The 18,295-nt window shown below is 73.8% G+C and carries 2 protein-coding genes; both read left to right on the top strand.

Annotated elements, in window-relative coordinates:
• The first annotated feature begins 66 nt into the window (after positions 1-66).
• Positions 67-16,461 (top strand): type I polyketide synthase, encoded by a 16,395-nt coding sequence (locus JIW86_RS11115; protein WP_257553609.1) that lies wholly within the window; start codon positions 67-69, stop codon positions 16,459-16,461.
• Between the two features lie 55 nt (positions 16,462-16,516).
• Positions 16,517-18,112 (top strand): AMP-binding protein, encoded by a 1,596-nt coding sequence (locus JIW86_RS11110; RefSeq protein ID WP_257553608.1) that lies wholly within the window; start codon positions 16,517-16,519, stop codon positions 18,110-18,112.
• Positions 18,113-18,295: the final 183 nt, after the last annotated feature.

The following is an 18,295-nucleotide window of genomic DNA, read 5'->3' as shown; positions in this document are numbered from 1 at the left end:
CGCGGGCCAACCGCGACCCGACCCGACTCGACCTCACGGCATGAACAAGGACTCGGTGGGACCAAGATGTCCAATGACGACGCAAGGCTTCTCGACTACCTCAAGCGGGTCACGGCGGATCTGCACCAGACCCGCCGCAGGCTTCAGGAGGTCGAGAACCAGGACCACGAGCCCATCGCCATCGTCGCGATGAGCTGCCGCTACCCGGGAGGCATCAGCACCCCGGACGACCTGTGGCGGCTCGTGGCCGAGGGCCGGGACGCCATCACCACCTTCCCCACGGACCGCGGCTGGGACCTCGACGGGCTGCGAGGCGAGGAGCCGGAGACCGCCGAGTCCGGCAGCAGCTACGTCCACGAGGGCGGCTTCGTCCACGACGTCGCCGGCTTCGACGCGGGCTTCTTCGGGATCAGCCCCAACGAGGCACTGACCATGGACCCGCAGCAGCGGCTGCTGCTCGAGGTGTCCTGGGAGGCGATCGAGCGGGCCGGCATCGACCCGGTGTCCCTGCGCGGCAAGCCGGTCGGCGTGTTCGCGGGCTCCGGCATCCAGGACTACGAGTACCTGATCGGCGCGGCCGGCGAGGTCGCCGAGGCCTACATGACCACCGCCAACGCGGCCGCCGTCATCTCCGGCCGGATCTCCTACACCCTGGGCCTGGAAGGCCCGGCCGTGACCGTCGACACGGCGTGCTCCTCCTCGCTCGTCTCGCTCCACCTGGCAGCCCAGGCGCTCAGACAGCGCGAATGCTCGCTGGCCCTCGCCGGCGGCGTCATGGTGATGTCCACCCCCTCGCCGTTCATCGCGTTCAGCCGCCAGCGCGGCCTCGCCCCCGACGGCCGCTGCAAGGCCTTCGCAGAGGCCGCCGACGGCACCGGCTGGTCCGAGGGCGCGGGCATGCTCGTACTCGAACGGCTGGCGGACGCCCGCCGCAACGGCCACCCCGTACTGGCCGTCGTACGCGGCAGCGCCGTCAACCAGGACGGCGCCAGCAACGGCCTGACCGCCCCCAACGGCCGCGCCCAGCAGCGGGTCATCCGCCAGGCGCTCGCCAACGCCCGCATCCCCGCGACCCAGGTCGACGTGGTCGAGGGCCACGGCACCGGGACCACCCTCGGCGACCCGATCGAGGCGCAGGCACTGCTCGCCACCTACGGGCAGGACCGCCCCGAAGACCGGCCGCTGTGGCTGGGCTCCATCAAGTCCAACATCGGGCACGCGCAGGCCGCCGCCGGTGTCGGCAGCATCATCAAGATGGTCATGGCCCTGCGCAACGGCGTGCTCCCGCAGACCCTGCACGTGGACGAACCCTCGAGCCACGTCGACTGGTCCGCGGGCCGGGTCCGGCTGCTGTCCGAATCCCGGGAGTGGGAGCGCGGCGAGGACCGGCCCCGACGGGCCGGAGTCTCGGCGTTCGGGGTCAGCGGCACCAACGCCCACGTCATCCTGGAGGAAGCACCCGCCGAGGAGCCGGCCGAGGCGGGCCAGGCGGGGGATGCGCCTGCCGCTGACGCCGTGCCGCTTCCGCTGTCGCTGCCCGCCGTACTGCCGTGGCCGGTCTCCGGCCGGGACGCCGAGGCGCTCGCCGCTCAGGCGAGCCGGGTGCACGCCCACGTCACGGCCTCTCCGGAGCTGGACCCCAGGGACCTGGCCTACTCGCTGGCCACCAGCCGCGCGGCGCTCGACCACCGCGCGGTCGTCCTGGCGGACGGCCGGGACGCCGCTCTCGCCGCTCTCGCCGCTCTCGCCGCGCTGGCCGACGGACAGCCGCACCCGGGTGTGGTGCGCGGCGTGCTGACCAAGGGCTCGACGGCCTTCCTGTTCACCGGCCAGGGCGCCCAACGACTGGGCATGGGACGGGAGTTGTACGAAGCCTTTCCAGTGTTCGCGGCGGCCTTCGACGCCGTCTGCGCGGAGATCGACCCGCACCTCGGGCGGTCGCTGCGCGAGGTGGTGTGGGGTGAGGACGCGGAGGCGCTGAACGCGACCGCGCTCACCCAGCCCGCCCTGTTCGCGCTCGAGGTGGCGCTGTTCCGGCTCGTCGAAGCCTGGGGGATCACCCCCGATGTGGTCGCCGGTCACTCGATCGGCGAGCTGGCCGCCGCCCACGCCGTCGGCGTGCTGTCCCTGGCGGACGCGGCCCGGCTGGTGGTGGCGCGTGGCCGTCTGATGCAGGCGCTGCCCGCTGGTGGCGCGATGCTCGCCGTCCAGGCGACGGAGGAAGAGGTCCTGCCGCTGCTCACCGACGAGGTGGGCATCGCGGCGGTCAACGGGCCCGGTTCCGTCGTCGTCTCGGGCGTCGAAGCGGCCGTCCTCGCGCTCGGCGAGCAGTTCACGGCCACCGGTCGCAAGACCAGCCGCCTCGCCGTCTCGCACGCCTTCCACTCGGCGCTGATGGACCCGATGCTCGACGAATTCCGAGCCATCGCCCGTGAGTTGACGTACGACGAACCGCGGATCGCGGCCGTCTCCACCGTGACCGGCGACCGGCCCGGCGCGGACTGGCAGTCCCCGGGCTACTGGGTCTCCCAGGTCCGCGAGGCCGTCCGCTTCGCCGACACCGTCCACACCCTGGAGCACGAGGGCGTCACCCGCTTCCTGGAGATCGGCCCCGACGGCATCCTCACCGGACTCGCCCAGCAGACCGCCGACTCCGAGCAGGCGGTCCTCGTACCGGCCCTGCGCCGGAACCGCCCCGAGCCCGAGGCCCTGATCGCCGCCGTCGCCCAGCTCCACACCTCCGGCGCGGCCGTCGACTGGGAGGCGTTCCACTCCGGAACCGGAGCCCGGATCGTCGCCCTGCCCACCTACGCCTTCCAGCGCACCCGCTACTGGGTCGAGGGCACCGGCGCCCTCGGCGACCTTTCGGCAGCCGGACTGGCCGCCGCCGGGCACCCGCTGCTCGGCGCCGTCGTCTCCCTCGCCGACTCCGGCGGGGTGGTCCTGACGGGCCGGGTCTCGGTATCGGCTCAGCCCTGGCTCGCCGACCACCTCGTCGGCGACTCCGTGGTCTTCCCCGGCACCGGCTTCGTGGAACTGGCCGTCCGCGCCGGCGACCAGGTCGGCTGCGAACTGCTCGAAGAGCTCATGCTCCAGGCGCCCCTCGTCCTGCCCGAACGCGGGGCGGTCGCCCTCCAGGTCGAGGTCGGCGCCGCGGACGCGTCCGGGCGGCGCTCCGTCAGCGTCCACTCGCGCCGCGACGACCAGCCCGACCAGCCCTGGACCCTGCACGCGGCGGGCGTCCTGGCGGCCGCCGCGGCCCCGGACTCCGCCTTCGACCTGGGCGCCTGGCCGCCCGCCGCCGCCACCCCGATAGAGACGGACGGCGTGTACGAGGCGCTGGCCGCCGCCGGTCTCCCGTACGGCCCGGTCTTCCGCGGCCTCACCGCCGCCTGGGCCGCCGAGGCCGGCACCGAGGTGTTCGCCGAGGTCGCCCTCTTGGAGCGGGCCCGTGCCGACGCCGGCGCGTTCGGCCTGCACCCGGCGCTCCTGGACGCCTCGCTGCACGGGTCCGTCTTCACCGACCTGTTCGCCGAGGCCCGGGGCCCCGTGCTGCCGTTCGTCTGGACCGGCGTACGGCTGCACGCGTCCGGTGCCACCCGGCTGCGGGTCCGGATCGCCCCGGACGGAGCGGGCGCCATCGCCCTGACGGTCGGTGACGAGACCGGCCGTCCCGTGCTCTCCGTGGACTCCCTCGTCCTGCGCGAGGTCTCCGCCGAGCAGCTCGCCGCCGCCCGTACGGTCGCCCACGAATCCCTCTTCGCCCTCGACTGGGCCGTTCTCCCCGCCCCAGCCGCCCCCGCGGCCCCCGTGGCCGACTGGGACACCCTGCCCGCCGACGGGCCCGTACCGGAGCACGTCATACTGCGCTCCCGGCCCGGATCCGGCCCGGACGCGGTACGCGAGGCCACCGCGCGGGCGCTCGCCGTCCTGCAGAGCTGGCTCGCCGACGAGCGGTACGCCGGCTCCCGGCTCCTCGTCGCGACCTCCGGGGCCGTGGCCCTGCCCGGCGAGGACATCACCGACCTGGCCGGGGCGGCCGTCTGGGGCCTGGTGCGCTCGGCGCAGGCGGAAAACCCGGGACGGTTCCTCCTGGCGGACCTCACCGACCTCGCCGACCCGCAGGAGGCGGCCGCCGCGGTGGCCGCCGCCGAACCCCAGACCCTCGTACGGGGTACGACCGTCCACGGCGCCCGCCTCACCCGCGTCACCGACGACCCCGAGCGCCGCGTCCGCCCCGACTTCGGCAACGGCACCGTCCTGGTCACCGGCGCGACCGGCGCACTCGGCCGGCTGGTCGCCCGGCAGCTCGTCGAGGCCCACGGCGTACGGAGCCTCCTGCTGGTCTCCCGGCGCGGTACGGACGCCCCCGGTGCGGTGGAACTCCGCGCCGAGTTGCGCGGACTCGGCGCCGAAGCCACCCTCGCGGCCTGCGACGCCGGAGACCGCGACGCCCTCGCCGCCCTGATCTCCGGGGTGCCGCTCACCGGCGTGGTCCACCTCGCGGGGGTGCTCGATGACGCGCTCATCGCCTCGCTGACCCCGGAAAGCCTGGACACCGTCCTGAGCGCCAAGGCCGACGCGGCGCTCCACCTGCACGAACTGACCCGCGGCCTGGAACTGTCGGCCTTCGTGCTGTTCTCCTCCGCGACCGGAGTCCTGGGCGTCCCCGGGCAGGGCAACTACGGTGCGGCGAACGCCCTGCTCGACGCGCTCGCCACCCACCGGCGCGCCCACGGTCTCCCCGCCCAGTCCCTCGCCTGGGGCCTGTGGGCGAGCGGCATGTCCGGCGCCCTGACCGACGCCGACCTCCAGCGGATGAGCCGCACCGGCATCGGCGCGCTCACCGCCGAGTACGGCGTGGACCTCTTCGACCGGGCCCTGACCGTCGACACCCCGGTCCTCCTGCCGATCCGGCTGGACGTCCACACGCTCGCCGAGGCGGGCGAGGCCCTGCCGCCGCTCTTCCGCGGCCTGGTCCGCGTACGGGCGAGGAGGAGCGCGGCGTCGGCGCCCGAGGCGGCGGGGGCGCTGCGGGGCCGGCTGGCCGGACTGGACCGCGAGGAGCGCACGGCCGTCCTGCTCGACCTGGTCCGTACGCAGGTCGCGATCACCCTCGGATACCCGGGACCGCACGCGGTCGACGAGAACCGGGCGTTCAGCGAACTCGGCTTCGACTCGCTCACCGCCGTCGAGTTCCGCAACGCCGTCAGCGCCGCCGCCGACGTCCGGCTGCCCGCCACCCTCGCCTTCGACTACCCCAACCCGCGCGCGCTCGCCCGGCACCTCCTCGGCGAACTCGACGGAGCCACCGGGCAGCCGGGAACCGCAACCCCCACCGCGGTCCGGGCCGGCGCCGCGGACGAGGACCCGATCGTGATCGTCGCCATGGCCTGCCGCTACCCCGGCGGGGTGCGCACCCCCGAGGACCTGTGGCAGCTGGTCGCGGACGGCGTGGACGCCGTCTCCGGCTTCCCGGCCAACCGCGGCTGGGACCTCGACCGCATCTACGACCCGACCGCCGAGCGGCCCCACACCAGCTACGCCCGCGAAGGCGGATTCCTGCACGAGGCGGGCGAATTCGACCCGGCCTTCTTCGGGATCAGCCCCAACGAGGCCGCCGTCATGGATCCGCAGCAGTTCCTGCTGCTGGAGACGGCCTGGGAGGTGTTCGAGCGGGCCGGAATCGACCCGGAGACCCTGCGCGGCAGCATGACCGGCTGCTACGCCGGGATGATGTACCACGACTACGCCGCCAACAACAGCACCGGAGCCATCGCCTCCGGGCGCGTCTCGTACGTGTTCGGCCTCGAGGGCCCGGCCGTCACGGTCGACACCGCGTGCTCGTCGTCGCTGGTGGCCCTGCACATGGCGGCGCAGGCGCTGCGGTCGGGGGAGTGCTCGCTGGCCCTCGCCGGCGGTGTCGCCGTCATGGCCACCCCGGAGGTCTTCGTCGAGTTCAGCCGCCAGCGCGGACTCGCCCCCGACGGCCGGTGCAAGTCGTTCGGGGCGGGTGCGGACGGTACGGGCTGGGGTGAGGGCGCGGGCATGCTGCTGCTGGAGCGGCTCTCGGACGCACGGCGCAACGGGCATCCGGTACTGGCGACGGTGCGGGGCTCGGCGCTGAACCAGGACGGCGCGTCCAACGGTCTGACCGCCCCCAACGGCCCCTCGCAGCAGCGGGTGATCCGCCAGGCCCTCGCCAACGCGGGGCTGTCGGCCGCCGAGGTGGACGCGGTCGAGGCGCACGGCACCGGTACGACCCTCGGCGACCCGATCGAGGCGCAGGCGCTCCTGGCCACGTACGGGCAGGGGCGGGCGGAAGGACAGCCGCTGTGGCTGGGCTCGGTCAAGTCCAACATGGGGCATACGCAGGCGGCGGCGGGTGTCGCGGGGATCATCAAGATGGTGATGGCGATGCGGCACGGGGTGTTGCCGCCGACCCTGCATGCCGAGGAGCGGTCGGATCAGATCGACTGGTCTGCGGGAGCAGTGGAACTGCTCACCGAAGCGCGGGAATGGCGCGCCGAGGGCCGGCCGCGTCGCGCGGGCATCTCCTCGTTCGGCATCAGCGGGACGAACGCGCACGTCATCGTGGAGGAGGTCCCCGCCGCGCAGTCGCCGGAGGCGGAGCGCGCGGTGGAACCGCCCGTCCTGCCGTGGGTGCTGTCGGCGCAGTCCGCGAAGGCACTGGCCGGCCAGGCGGGCGCCCTGCTCGAGATGGTGGACGCCTACAGCCCCGAGGACATCGGGCACACGCTCATCGCGGCGCGCAGCACGATGGAGCACCGGGCCGTGGTGGTGGGCGACCGGGAGCGCGGCCTCGCCGCTCTCGCGGCGGGAGAGGACCACCCCGGGGTGGTCACCGGCCAGCCGCAGTCGGGTGGGCGGACGGCGTTCCTGTTCACGGGTCAGGGTGCGCAGCGGTTGGGGATGGGGCGGGAGTTGTACGCCGCCTTCCCGGTGTTCGCGGCGGCTTTCGATGCGGTGTGTGGGGAGATCGACCCGTTGCTGGGGCGGTCGTTGCGGGATGTGGTGTGGGGTGAGGATGCGGAGGCTCTGAATGCGACCGCGATCACGCAGCCTGCGCTGTTCGCGTTGGAAGTGGCGTTGTTCCGGCTGGTCGAAGCGTGGGGTGTGAAGCCCGACGTAGTGGCCGGGCATTCGATTGGTGAGCTGGCTGCCGCGCATGCGGTGGGGGTGCTGTCTCTGGCGGATGCTGCCCGGTTGGTGGTGGCGCGTGGCCGTCTGATGCAGGCGCTGCCTGCCGGTGGCGCGATGCTCGCCCTCCAGGCCACCGAGGAGGAAGTGCTGCCGCTGCTCACCGACGGGGTCGGGATCGCGGCGGTCAACAGTCCGGAATCCGTGGTCGTTTCGGGTGTTGAAGCGGCGGTCCTCGTGCTCGGTGAGCGCTTTGTGGCGGCCGGTCGCAAGACGAGCCGTCTGGCTGTCTCGCATGCGTTCCACTCCTCTCTGATGGATCCGATGCGGGACGAGTTCCGTGCTGTGGCTGCGGAGTTGAGCTTCGGCACGCCGCGCATACCCGTGGTCTCAACCGTGACCGGTGAGCTGTCGGACGCGTGGCAGTCGCCGGACTACTGGGTCGGGCAGGTGCGGGAGGCCGTCCGTTTCGCCGACGCCGTGGTCGCGCTGGAGCAGCAGGGTGTGACCCGGTTCCTGGAGATCGGTCCCGACGGCATCTTGACCGGGCTGGCAGCGCAGAGTGTGGACGCCGTACTCGTCGCGGGTCTCCGTAAGAACCGGCCCGAGCCCGAGACCCTGGTCACCGCCGTCGCCCAGCTGCACACCACCGGGGTCTCCGTCGACTGGCAGGCCTTCTTCGCCGGAAGCGGGGCCCGGCTCGTCGACCTCCCCACCTACGCCTTCCAGCGCACGCGCTATTGGATCGGCACGGAGGAGTACCTCGCCAACTCGTGGATAGGCTCCGGCGGCGGCAGCATGGCCACGGCCGGACTGACCGATGCCGGGCACCCGCTGCTCGGCGCGGTGCTGCCGTCCCCGGACACCGACGTGGTCACGTTCACCGGCCGGCTGTCCGCGAGCTCCCACCCCTGGATCGCCGACCACGACGTCCTGGGCAGCATCCTGCTGCCCGGCACTGGCTTCGTGGAGCTTGCGGTCCGGGCGGGCGACCAGGTCGGGTGCGACGTACTGGAAGAGCTGGCGCTGCAGGCGCCGCTGATCCTTCCCGAGCGCGGTGCCGTCACCGTACAGATGGTCGTCGGCCCCGCCGATGCCTCCGGGCGGCGTTCGGTGAGCGTCTACTCGCGTGCCGAGGACCGGCCTGACCTGCCGTGGACCCTGCACGCCGACGGCGTGCTCGCGGCAGGCGCCGAAGCCCCCGGCTTCGACCTGGCGGCCTGGCCGCCCGCCGACGCCGACGCCCTGTCCCTGGACGGCGCGTACGAGGGCCTGCGCGAGCGGGGCTTCGGCTACGGGCCGGTGTTCCAGGGACTCAAGGCCGCCTGGCGGCTCGGCGACGTGCTCTATGCCGAGGTCGCCCTGCCGGAAGAGGCGCACGCCGAGGCCGGGGAGTTCGGGCTGCACCCCGCTCTGCTGGACGCGTCCATGCACGCCGCGCTGGTGAACGGCACCGGCGGGGACGAGACCGTCCTGCCCTTCGTCTGGAAGGACATCACCCTGCACGCGGCGGGAGCCTCCGCCGTACGGGTGCGGATCACCCAGCCCACGCCGGAGAGCCTCTCCTTGCAGGTCGCCGATGCGACGGGTGCTCCGGTCGCCACGGTCGGCGCCGTCGTCGGCCGCCCGGTCTCGACCGAGCAGCTCGGCACCGGCGGCACGGATTCCCTCTTCCGCATCGTGTGGAACCCGCTGCCCGTGCCGGCAGCGGCCGCCCCGCAGGGTCTGCCCGAGGGCGCGGCCGTCTTCGAGTGTGAGGTGACCGACGACGACGTTCCGGCCGCTGTCCACACCCTGGCCAACCGGGTCTTGGCGGCGGTGCAGGACTGGCTGGCGGACGACCGCGAGGACTCGGTGCTGGCGGTGGTCACGCGGGGTGCGGTGGCTGTCGGGGCGGGTGATGTGGTTGATGTGCGGCAGGCTCCGGTGTGGGGTCTGGTGCGTGCGGCGCAGGCGGAGAATCCGGGCCGGTTCGTGCTGGTCGATTCCGATGGGTCGGTGGAGTTGGGGCTTCTTCTGGGCTTGGGTGAGCCGGAGTTGGCGGTGCGTGGTGGTGTGGTGCTGGTGCCGCGGCTGGCCCGTCTGGCGGTCGATGCGGATCCTCAGCAGCCGGTGTGGGGTGGGTCGGGGTCGGTTCTGATCACGGGTGGTACGGGTGGTCTGGGTGCTCTGGTGGCCCGTCATCTGGTGGTTGAGCATGGTGTGCGTCATCTGGTGCTGGCGGGCAGGCGCGGAGCGGATACGCCCGGTGTGGGTGAACTGGTCTCTGACCTCACCGGGTTGGGTGCGCAGGTCTCGGTTGTGGCGTGTGACGTGGCCGATCGGGAGGCGCTGGCTGCCCTGTTGGATGGTTTGGAGCACCCGTTGTCGGGTGTGGTGCATGTGGCGGGTGTCGCGGACAACGGTGTGGTCGGTGCTCTGACCGCTGAGCGGATGGATGCGGTGCTGCGGCCGAAGGCGGATGCGGCGTGGCATCTGCACGAGCTGACCGCGCACTTGGATCTGTCGGCGTTCGTGATGTTCTCCTCGGCCGGTGGGCTCGTCCTGGCGGCCGGGCAGGGCAATTACGCGGCGGCGAACGTCTTCCTCGACGCACTCGCCGCCCACCGCCACGCCGAAGGGCTTCCCGCGACCTCGATGGCCTTCGGGCTGTGGGGCGTCAACACCGGCATGACCACCATGCTGGACCTGGCCGAAGAGCGCATGGCGGCCCAGGGCCTGCCCGCACTCTCCCAGGCCGAAGGCCTCGCCCTGTTCTCGCTGTCCCTGCGCTCGGGGCAGCCTGCCGTGGTACCCCTGCGCGTCGACACGAACGTCCTGCGCGGCCGTACCGGGGAGATCCCGGCCCTTCTGCGCGGCATCGTCCGTGCCCCCGTACGCCGGGCCGCGCAGTCCGGGGACGGCGCCGAGGGGCTCGCCGCGCGGCTGGCCGGGCTGGACGCGAGCGGGCGGGCCGCCGCGCTGCTGGACCTCGTACGGGTTCAGGTGGCCGGTGTCCTCGGGCACGCCTCGCCGGATGCCATCGAGCCGGAGCGGGCGTTCAGCGAGCTGGGCTTCGACTCGCTCGCCGCGGTGGAGCTGCGCAACCGCCTCGGCTCGGCGACGGGGCTGCGCCTGCCCGCCACGCTCATCTTCGACTACCCGACCGCGCAGTCCGTCGCCGGCCACATCGGCGCCGAGGTGGCCGGCCGCGGCCATGCCGCACCCGTACCCGCCCGCGCCGTGCCCGCCGCCGGCGGTCCGGACGTGGACGATCCGATCGTGATCGTCGGCATGGGCTGCCGCTACCCGGGCGGGGTGACCACCCCGGATGAGCTGTGGGACCTCGTGGCCGGCGGCGTGGACGCCATCGGCGGGTTCCCGGCCGACCGCGGCTGGGACCCGGAGGTCTACGACCCGGAGCCGGGCACACCCGGCCGGACGTACGCCCGTGAAGGCGGATTCCTCTACGACGCCGCCGAGTTCGACCCGGTGTTCTTCGGGATCAGCCCGAACGAGGCGCTGATGATGGATCCGCAGCAGCGGCTGCTGCTGGAGGTGTCCTGGGAGGCGATCGAGCGGGCCGGCATCGACCCGGCGGCCCTCAAGGGCTCGGCGACCGGGGTGTTCGCGGGCGTGATGTACCACGACTACGCCCTGGGCGTGGAGGCCGCGGCCAGCAGCGGCGGCAGCCTCGTCTCCGGCCGCACCTCGTACACGCTCGGCCTGGAAGGCCCCTCGGTCACCGTGGACACGGCCTGCTCGTCCTCCCTGGTCGCCCTGCACATGGCGGCGCAGGCGCTGCGGTCGGGCGAGTGCTCGCTGGCCCTGGCCGGCGGTGTCGCCGTCATGGGTACGCCCGGCATGTTCGTCGAGTTCAGCCGTCAGCGCGGGCTCGCCCCCGACGGCCGCTCCAAGTCCTTCGCGGCCTCGGCCGACGGTGTCGCCTGGGGCGAGGGCGCGGGCGTCCTGCTGCTCGAGCGGCTCTCCGACGCGCGGCGCAACGGCCACCCGGTGGTCGCCGTCGTCCGCGGGTCCGCGCTGAACCAGGACGGTGCCTCCAACGGTCTGACCGCCCCGAACGGCCCCTCGCAGCAGCGGGTGATCCGCCAGGCCCTCGCCAACGCGGGGCTGTCGGCCGCCGAGGTCGACGCGGTCGAGGCGCACGGCACCGGTACGACCCTCGGCGACCCGATCGAGGCGCAGGCGCTGCTCGCCACGTACGGGCAGGACCGCTCCGAGGGACAGCCGCTGTACCTGGGCTCCATCAAGTCCAACATGGGCCACACCCAGGCATCCGCGGGCGTCGCGGGCATCATCAAGATGGTCATGGCCATGCGCCACGGGACCCTGCCGAAGACCCTGCACGTGGACGCGCCGTCCGACCAGGTGGACTGGGCGGCCGGGAGCGTGGAACTGCTCACCGAGGCGCGGCAATGGCAGGCGGCGGACCGGCCCCGCCGGGCCGCCGTCTCCTCCTTCGGGATCAGCGGGACGAACGCCCACGTCATCGTCGAGGAAGCGCCGGAGGGCGCCGAGGAGACGACCGTACGGTCCGAACTCCCCGCTCTGCCCTGGGTGTTGTCGGCCAAGAGCCCACAGGCCCTGGCCGCCCGGGCCGAGCGCCTGCTGGACCGGGTCACGGAGCGACCGGAGAGCGAGCCGGCGGACATCGGCCTCTCGCTGGTCTCCTCGCGCACCGTATTCGCCCACCGTGCCGTGGTCGTGGGAACGGAGCGCTCGGAGCTGCTGCGCGGCCTGACCGCACTGGCCCAGGACCGCAACGCGCCCGCCGTGGTCCGCGACCTGGCGCGCCGCACCGGAAAGACGGCGTTCCTGTTCACGGGGCAGGGTGCACAGCGGCTGGGCATGGGGCGGGAGTTGTACGCGTCCTTCCCGGCGTTCGCGGCGGCCTTCGACGCCGTCTGCGCGGAGATCGACCCGCACCTCGGGCGGTCGCTGCGCGAGGTGGTGTGGGGTGAGGACGCGGAGGCGCTGAACGCGACCGCGCTGACCCAGCCCGCCCTGTTCGCGCTCGAGGTGGCGCTGTTCCGGCTCGTCGAAGCGTGGGGCGTACGGCCCGACGTGGTGGCCGGGCATTCGATCGGCGAGCTGGCCGCCGCCCATGCCGTGGGGGTGCTGTCCCTCGCGGACGCGGCCCGGCTGGTCGTCGCGCGCGGCCGTCTGATGCAGGAACTCCCGGCCGGTGGCGCGATGCTCGCAGTCCAGGCGACGGAGGAGGACGTGCTGCCGCTGCTCACCGACGGGGTCGGGGTCGCGGCCGTCAACGGACCCGAATCCGTGGTGGTTTCGGGTGTCGAGGCGGCCGTCCTGGCCGTCGGCGAACACTTCGCCGCGGCCGGCCGCAAGACCAGCCGTCTCGCCGTCTCGCACGCCTTCCACTCGGCGCTGATGGACCCGATGCTGGACGAGTTCCGTTCCCTCGCCCGGGAGTTGAGCTTCGGCGAGCCGCGCATACCCGTCGTCTCCACGGTCTCCGGCGAACTGTCCGACGCCTGGCAGTCCCCCGACTACTGGGCCGGCCAGGTCCGCGAGGCCGTCCGCTTCGCCGACGCCGTCCACACGCTGGAGGAGCAGGGCGTCACCCGGTTCCTGGAGATCGGGCCCGGCGGCGTGCTCACCGCTCTCGCCCAGCAGGTCCTCGACTCCGAGGAGGCCGTCTCGGCCGCCGCCCTGCGCAAGGACCGCGGGGAGCCCGAGTCACTGGTCTCGGCTCTCGCCCAGCTGTACGTGGCGGGCGTACCCGTCGACTGGGAGGCCTTCTACGCGGGCACCGGAGCCCGCCTCGTCGACCTGCCCACCTATCCCTTCCAGCGCGCCCGCTACTGGGTCGACGCCGCCAAGCCCGCCACCGATGCCGTCGCCGTCGGCCAGGACGCCCTCGACCACCCGCTCCTCGCGGCCGTGCTGCCGTCACCCGACTCCGACGCGGTCACCTTCACCGCACGGATCTCCCTGGACGCCCAGCCGTGGGTGGCCGACCACGCCGTGCACGGCAGCGTGCTGCTCCCCGGCACGGGCTTCGTGGAGCTCGCGCTCCAGGCCGGCGACCACGTCGGCTGCGGACTCCTGGAGGAGCTCACCCTCCAGGCCCCGCTCGTGCTGCCCGAGCGCGGCGGCGTCTCCCTCCAGGTCGTCGTGGGCGAACCCGACGACCGGGCGCGGCGCGCCGTACAGGTCTACTCGCGCCCCGAGGCCCGGCCCGACGAGCCGTGGACCCGGCACGCCGACGGCTTCCTCGCGCCCGGCGCCACCGAGCCCGGCGACGGTCTCACCGCCTGGCCGCCCGCCGGCGCGGCCGAGCTGGACGCGGCCGAACTGTACGACCGGCTCCAGGAGCGCGGGTTCGGCTACGGCCCCGTCTTCCAGGGCCTGACGGCCGCCTGGCGGCTGGACGACGCGCTCTACGCCGAGATCGAACTGCCCGAGCAGGCGCACGCCGACGCCGGACGGTTCGGACTCCACCCGGCCCTGCTCGACGCCTCGATGCACGCGCTCGGCTTCGGCGGGCTCGGCGCGGAGGAAGACGCGGGGGGCGCGCTGCTTCCCTTCGCCTGGGCGGGCGTCACCCTGCACGCCGCGTCCGCCACCGCCGTACGGGTCCGGCTCGCGCCCGTCGAAGGCCAGCGCAACGCCGTACGCCTCGACCTGGCCGACCCGGCCGGAGCGCCGGTGGCCTCCGTCGCCGCGCTGCTGCTGCGGCCGGTCGCCGCCGAACAGCTGCCGACCGGGGGCTTCCGGGACGCGCTGCTGTCCGTCGAATGGCAGCCGGTCGGCGGCGGTTCCGGACCGCGCGGCGCGTGCACGGTCGCCGGACCGGGCCTGGAGGTGGCCGGGGTTCCGGTGGCTCCCGGACTCGACGCGCTCGGCGCGGCGCAGGACGAGGTACCGGACACCGTGCTGCTGCCGGTCCTGGCGACCGGGCCCGGCGCGGGCCGCGAGGAGGCGGTCCCCGCCGGGGTCCGCTCGGCGGTGGACACGGCGCTGGCCGCCGTACAGCAGTGGCTGGCCGAGCCGGCGTTCGCGCGGTCGCGGCTGGTCCTGGTCACCCGGGCCGCGTCGGCCGTGGCCGACGGCGACCCGGTCGACGTACGACAGGCCCCGGTGTGGGGGCTGGTGCGGGCCGCGCAGGCGGAGAACCCGGGCCGGTTCGTACTGCTGGACCTGGAGGAGGCCGAGGTGTCCCCGAAGACGCTGGCCGCCGCACTCGCCTCGGGCGAGCCCGAGCTGGCGATCCGGCAGGGCAGGGTCCTCGCGCCGCGCCTCGTCCGGTCCGCCGCACCGGGCGGCGACACGCCCTGGGACACCGAGGGAACCGTCCTGATCACCGGCGGCACCGGCGGTCTGGGCGCCCTCGTCGCCCGGCACCTGGTGACCGCGCACGGCGTACGGCACCTCTTGCTCACCAGCCGACGCGGACTCGGCGCGCCGAACGCGGCCGGACTCCGTGACGAACTGGCCACGCTCGGCGCCCGGGTGGAGATCGCCGCCTGCGACGTGTCCGACCGGGCCGCCGTGGCCGCGCTGATCGGCGGCATCGACCCGGCGCACCCGCTGCGCGGGATCGTCCACGCCGCCGGGGTCGCCCACAACGGCCTGGTCGGGGCGCTCACCCCCGAGCAGGTGGACACCGTACTGCGGGCGAAGGCGGACGCGGCCTGGTACCTGCACGAACTGACGGCCGGTCACGACCTTTCCGTCTTCGCCCTGTTCTCCTCGGCCGGCGGCCTGGTCATGGCCGCCGGACAGGGCAACTACGCGGCGGCGAACGTCTTCCTCGACGCGCTCGCCCAGCACCGCCGCTCGCAGGGGCTGGCTGCCACCTCGATGGCCTTCGGACTGTGGGACACCGAGACCGGACTGAGCCAGTGGCTCGGCGAGGCCGACCTCCAGCGGATGCGGCGCAGCGGGACGCCCGCCCTGTCCGAGGAGGAGGGCCTGTGGCTCCTCGACGCGGCGGTCGCGGCCGACGCCCCCGCCCTCGTACCGCTGCGGGTGGACCTGGCCGCCCTGCGGGCCCGTACCGACGAGGTGCCCGCCCTGCTGCGCGGCCTGGCCCCCGCGGTGCGCCGCCGGGCCGGCGCCGCGGCCGGAGCCGCCGAGGCCGGCGCGCTGCGCGAGAAGGTGCGCGTGCTGGGCGGCGCCGAGCGCGAGAAGGCGGTGCTCGACGCGGTGCTCACCCACGCGGCCGAGGTCCTCGGGCACGCCGACGCGAGCGCGGTCGACGCCGAAGCGGGCTTCCTGGAGGCCGGATTCGACTCGCTGACCGCAGTCGAACTCCGCAACCGGCTGAACTCCGCGTCCGGGCTCTCCCTGCCGGCCATGGTGGTCTTCGACAGCAAGAACCCGCTGGAGCTGGCCCGGCTGCTCGCCGACCGGATGGGCGCCGTGATGGGGGAGCGGGGGCAGGGCGACGCACCGTCCCCGCACGGCGCCGACCGGGCCGACGACACGCTGTACGGACTGTTCCTCGACGCGATCATGTCGGGGAACCTCCAGCCCGGCCTGGCCATGCTGCGGTCCGTGGCGGCGCTGCGGCCCGCCTTCGCCTCGGCGGCCGACCTGGCGGAACTGCCCGCGGCGGTGTCCTACGGGGCACGCACCCGGCCGGAGGGGTCCCGGACGCCCCGGCTGATCTGCCTCAGCACGCCGACCGTGGCGGGCGGCGTGCACCAGCACGCGCGGCTCGCGGCCCGGCTGTCGATGCCCGTCTCCGGTATCCCCACCCCCGGGTTCGGGCGTGGGGAGGCCCTGCCGGAGTCCTTCGGCGCGGCGGTGGACGTTCTCGCCGAGGCCGTGCTGCGCGCCGCGGACGGGGAGCCGTTCGCCCTGCTCGGCTTCTCCTCGGGCGGTCTGCTCGCGCACGCCACCGTGGCTCGCCTGGAGCAGGTCCACGGGGTGCGCCCCGCCGGGCTGGTCCTGCTGGACACCTACTACATGGGCGCGACGAACGACGCGCTCTTCGACCAGATGGCGTTCGCCGTCCCCGACAAGGCCGCCACGCTGGGCTCCTTCAGCAGCGCCGAACTCTCCGCGATGGGGCGGTACGTGGAACTGCTGCCGCAGTTCCGGCAGGACGCGATCGAGGCGCCGGTGCTGTTCGTACGGGCCGGGGACCTGTTCGAGATGGGCGATGACGCGGCCATCGCACCCGACGCCGGATGGCAGGCCGACTGGGAGGGCGCCGACACCGTGGCGACCGTCCCCGGCACCCACTTCACCATCGTCGAGCAGCACGTCGACACGACGGCCCCCGTCATCGACAGCTGGCTGACGGACCTGAAGGAGCGGATCTCCTGATGAGCAATGGACGACGACGAGCAGTTGGACCCGGACGAGCAGAGGTGGCACAGCGGTGAGCCTGAGCACGATACGCCCGGCCGCGGTCCGCGGACCGGCGGAGCGCATCCACGAGTTCATGCTGGCGGCGGCCAGGACCGCGCCGGACAGCCCGGCGGCCTGGGAGGCCGGCCCCGACGGCGCCTCCCGGGTGCTGACCTACCGCCAACTCGAGCGCAGGGCCCACGACTACGCGGTGACCCTGGACTCGCTCGGCCTCGACATCGGCGACCGGGTGATCCTGGAGTCCGACAACTCGGCGGCCGCCGTGGCCGTGCTCCTCGCCTGCTCGATGCTCGGGCTCACATTCATCCCGGTGAGCCCGGAGGTCCCCACCCCGCGGCTGCTGGCCATCGCCGCCACCGCGGAGCCCGCCCTGCACCTCCAGACGGCGGACGGCACGCGCGAGGGCGTCCCGGAGTCCATCGGCACGGCACGCTTCGGCCCGGACGGGGTGGTCGTGGAGCGCGCGCCCGCGCCCCGCACCCGTCACCGGCGGGAGGCGGTCGGCACCGACGCCGCGTACATGATCTTCACCTCGGGGACCACGGGGCGCCCCAAGGGCGTGGTCATGAGCCACCGCGGGGTGCTCGCCTTCTACCGGGGGATGCTCCAGCACTCCATCGTCACGGCCGAGGACCGGCTCGCCACCACCTCGCCGCTCCAGTTCGACTTCGCGCTGCTGGACATCGGGCTCGCCCTCGGCTCGGGCGCCCAGCTGATCCCCGTACCGCGGGAGCTGATGCACTGGCCGCGCCGGCTGCTGCGCTTCCTGACCGAGACCGGCGCCACCCAGGTCGATGGGGTGCCGTCGATCTGGCGGCCCGTACTGCGCCACGAGGCCAAGGGCCTGGCCGCGCTGGCCGGCCAGCTGCGCGGCGTGCTGTTCTCCGGCGAGGCCTTCCCGCTTCCGGAACTGCGCCAGCTGCAGGGCCTGTTGCCGCAGGCTCGGGTGGTGAACTGCTTCGGCCCCACCGAGGCGATGGCCTTCTCCCTCACCGACGTGCCGAACCCGCTGCCCGAGGGCGTCGACAAGCTCTCCATCGGATTCGCCTACCCGGGCGCGGAGATGCTGCTGATCGATGAGGACGGCCGGCCCGTCGGGGAACCCGGCGCGGTGGGCGAGATCCACCTGCGCGGCCCCTCCCTCTTCACCGGCTACTGGGACGATCCGGAGGCCACCCGGGCCGTCCTGGTGCCCGATCCGCTCAACCCCCGCTCCGGTCAACTCGTGTACAAGTCAAATGACTTGGCATACCGCGGCGAGAGTGGTGAGCTGTACTTCGTCGGCCGTTCCGATCTCCAGGTCAAGATCCGGGGCAACCGCGTGGAGCTGGGGGAGATCGAGCGCAGGCTCCTGGAGTTCCCCGGTGTCGAGGCGGCCGCCGCCGTGGTCCGCCCGCGTCCGGGCAACGATCCGGAGCTGTACGCGTACGTCGTGCCCGCCCGCGGCTTCACCGCCGACCCCCTCGTGATCAGCGCGTTCTGCAAGCAGACCCTGCCCGAGTACATGGTTCCGCGGAAGGTCGGCCTGATCCCGGGTCTGCCGCTCACGCCCAACGGGAAGACCGACCGCAGGGCCCTGGCGGCACGCGCCGCCGAGGAGGCCTGAAACCGGCGGTCCGGCCCCCTGTTCCGACCCGCCCCGACCCCGCCCCGTCCCCGCGCCACCCCTGTTCCGACCCCTGTCCTGACCCCTGTTCCGACCCCTGTTCCCGGTCCGGACCCGCCCCGCCCCTCCCGCCATTCCGTTCACTGGTACCCACGTCCCGTCCCGACAGCATTGGACAGCCCC

The sequence above is a fragment of the Streptomyces sp. NBC_00162 genome, from assembly GCF_024611995.1.
Taxonomy (GTDB): Bacteria; Actinomycetota; Actinomycetes; order Streptomycetales; family Streptomycetaceae; genus Streptomyces.
The sequence above is the reverse complement of the archived record's forward strand: the minus strand, read 5'-3'. Positions and strand labels throughout refer to the sequence as shown.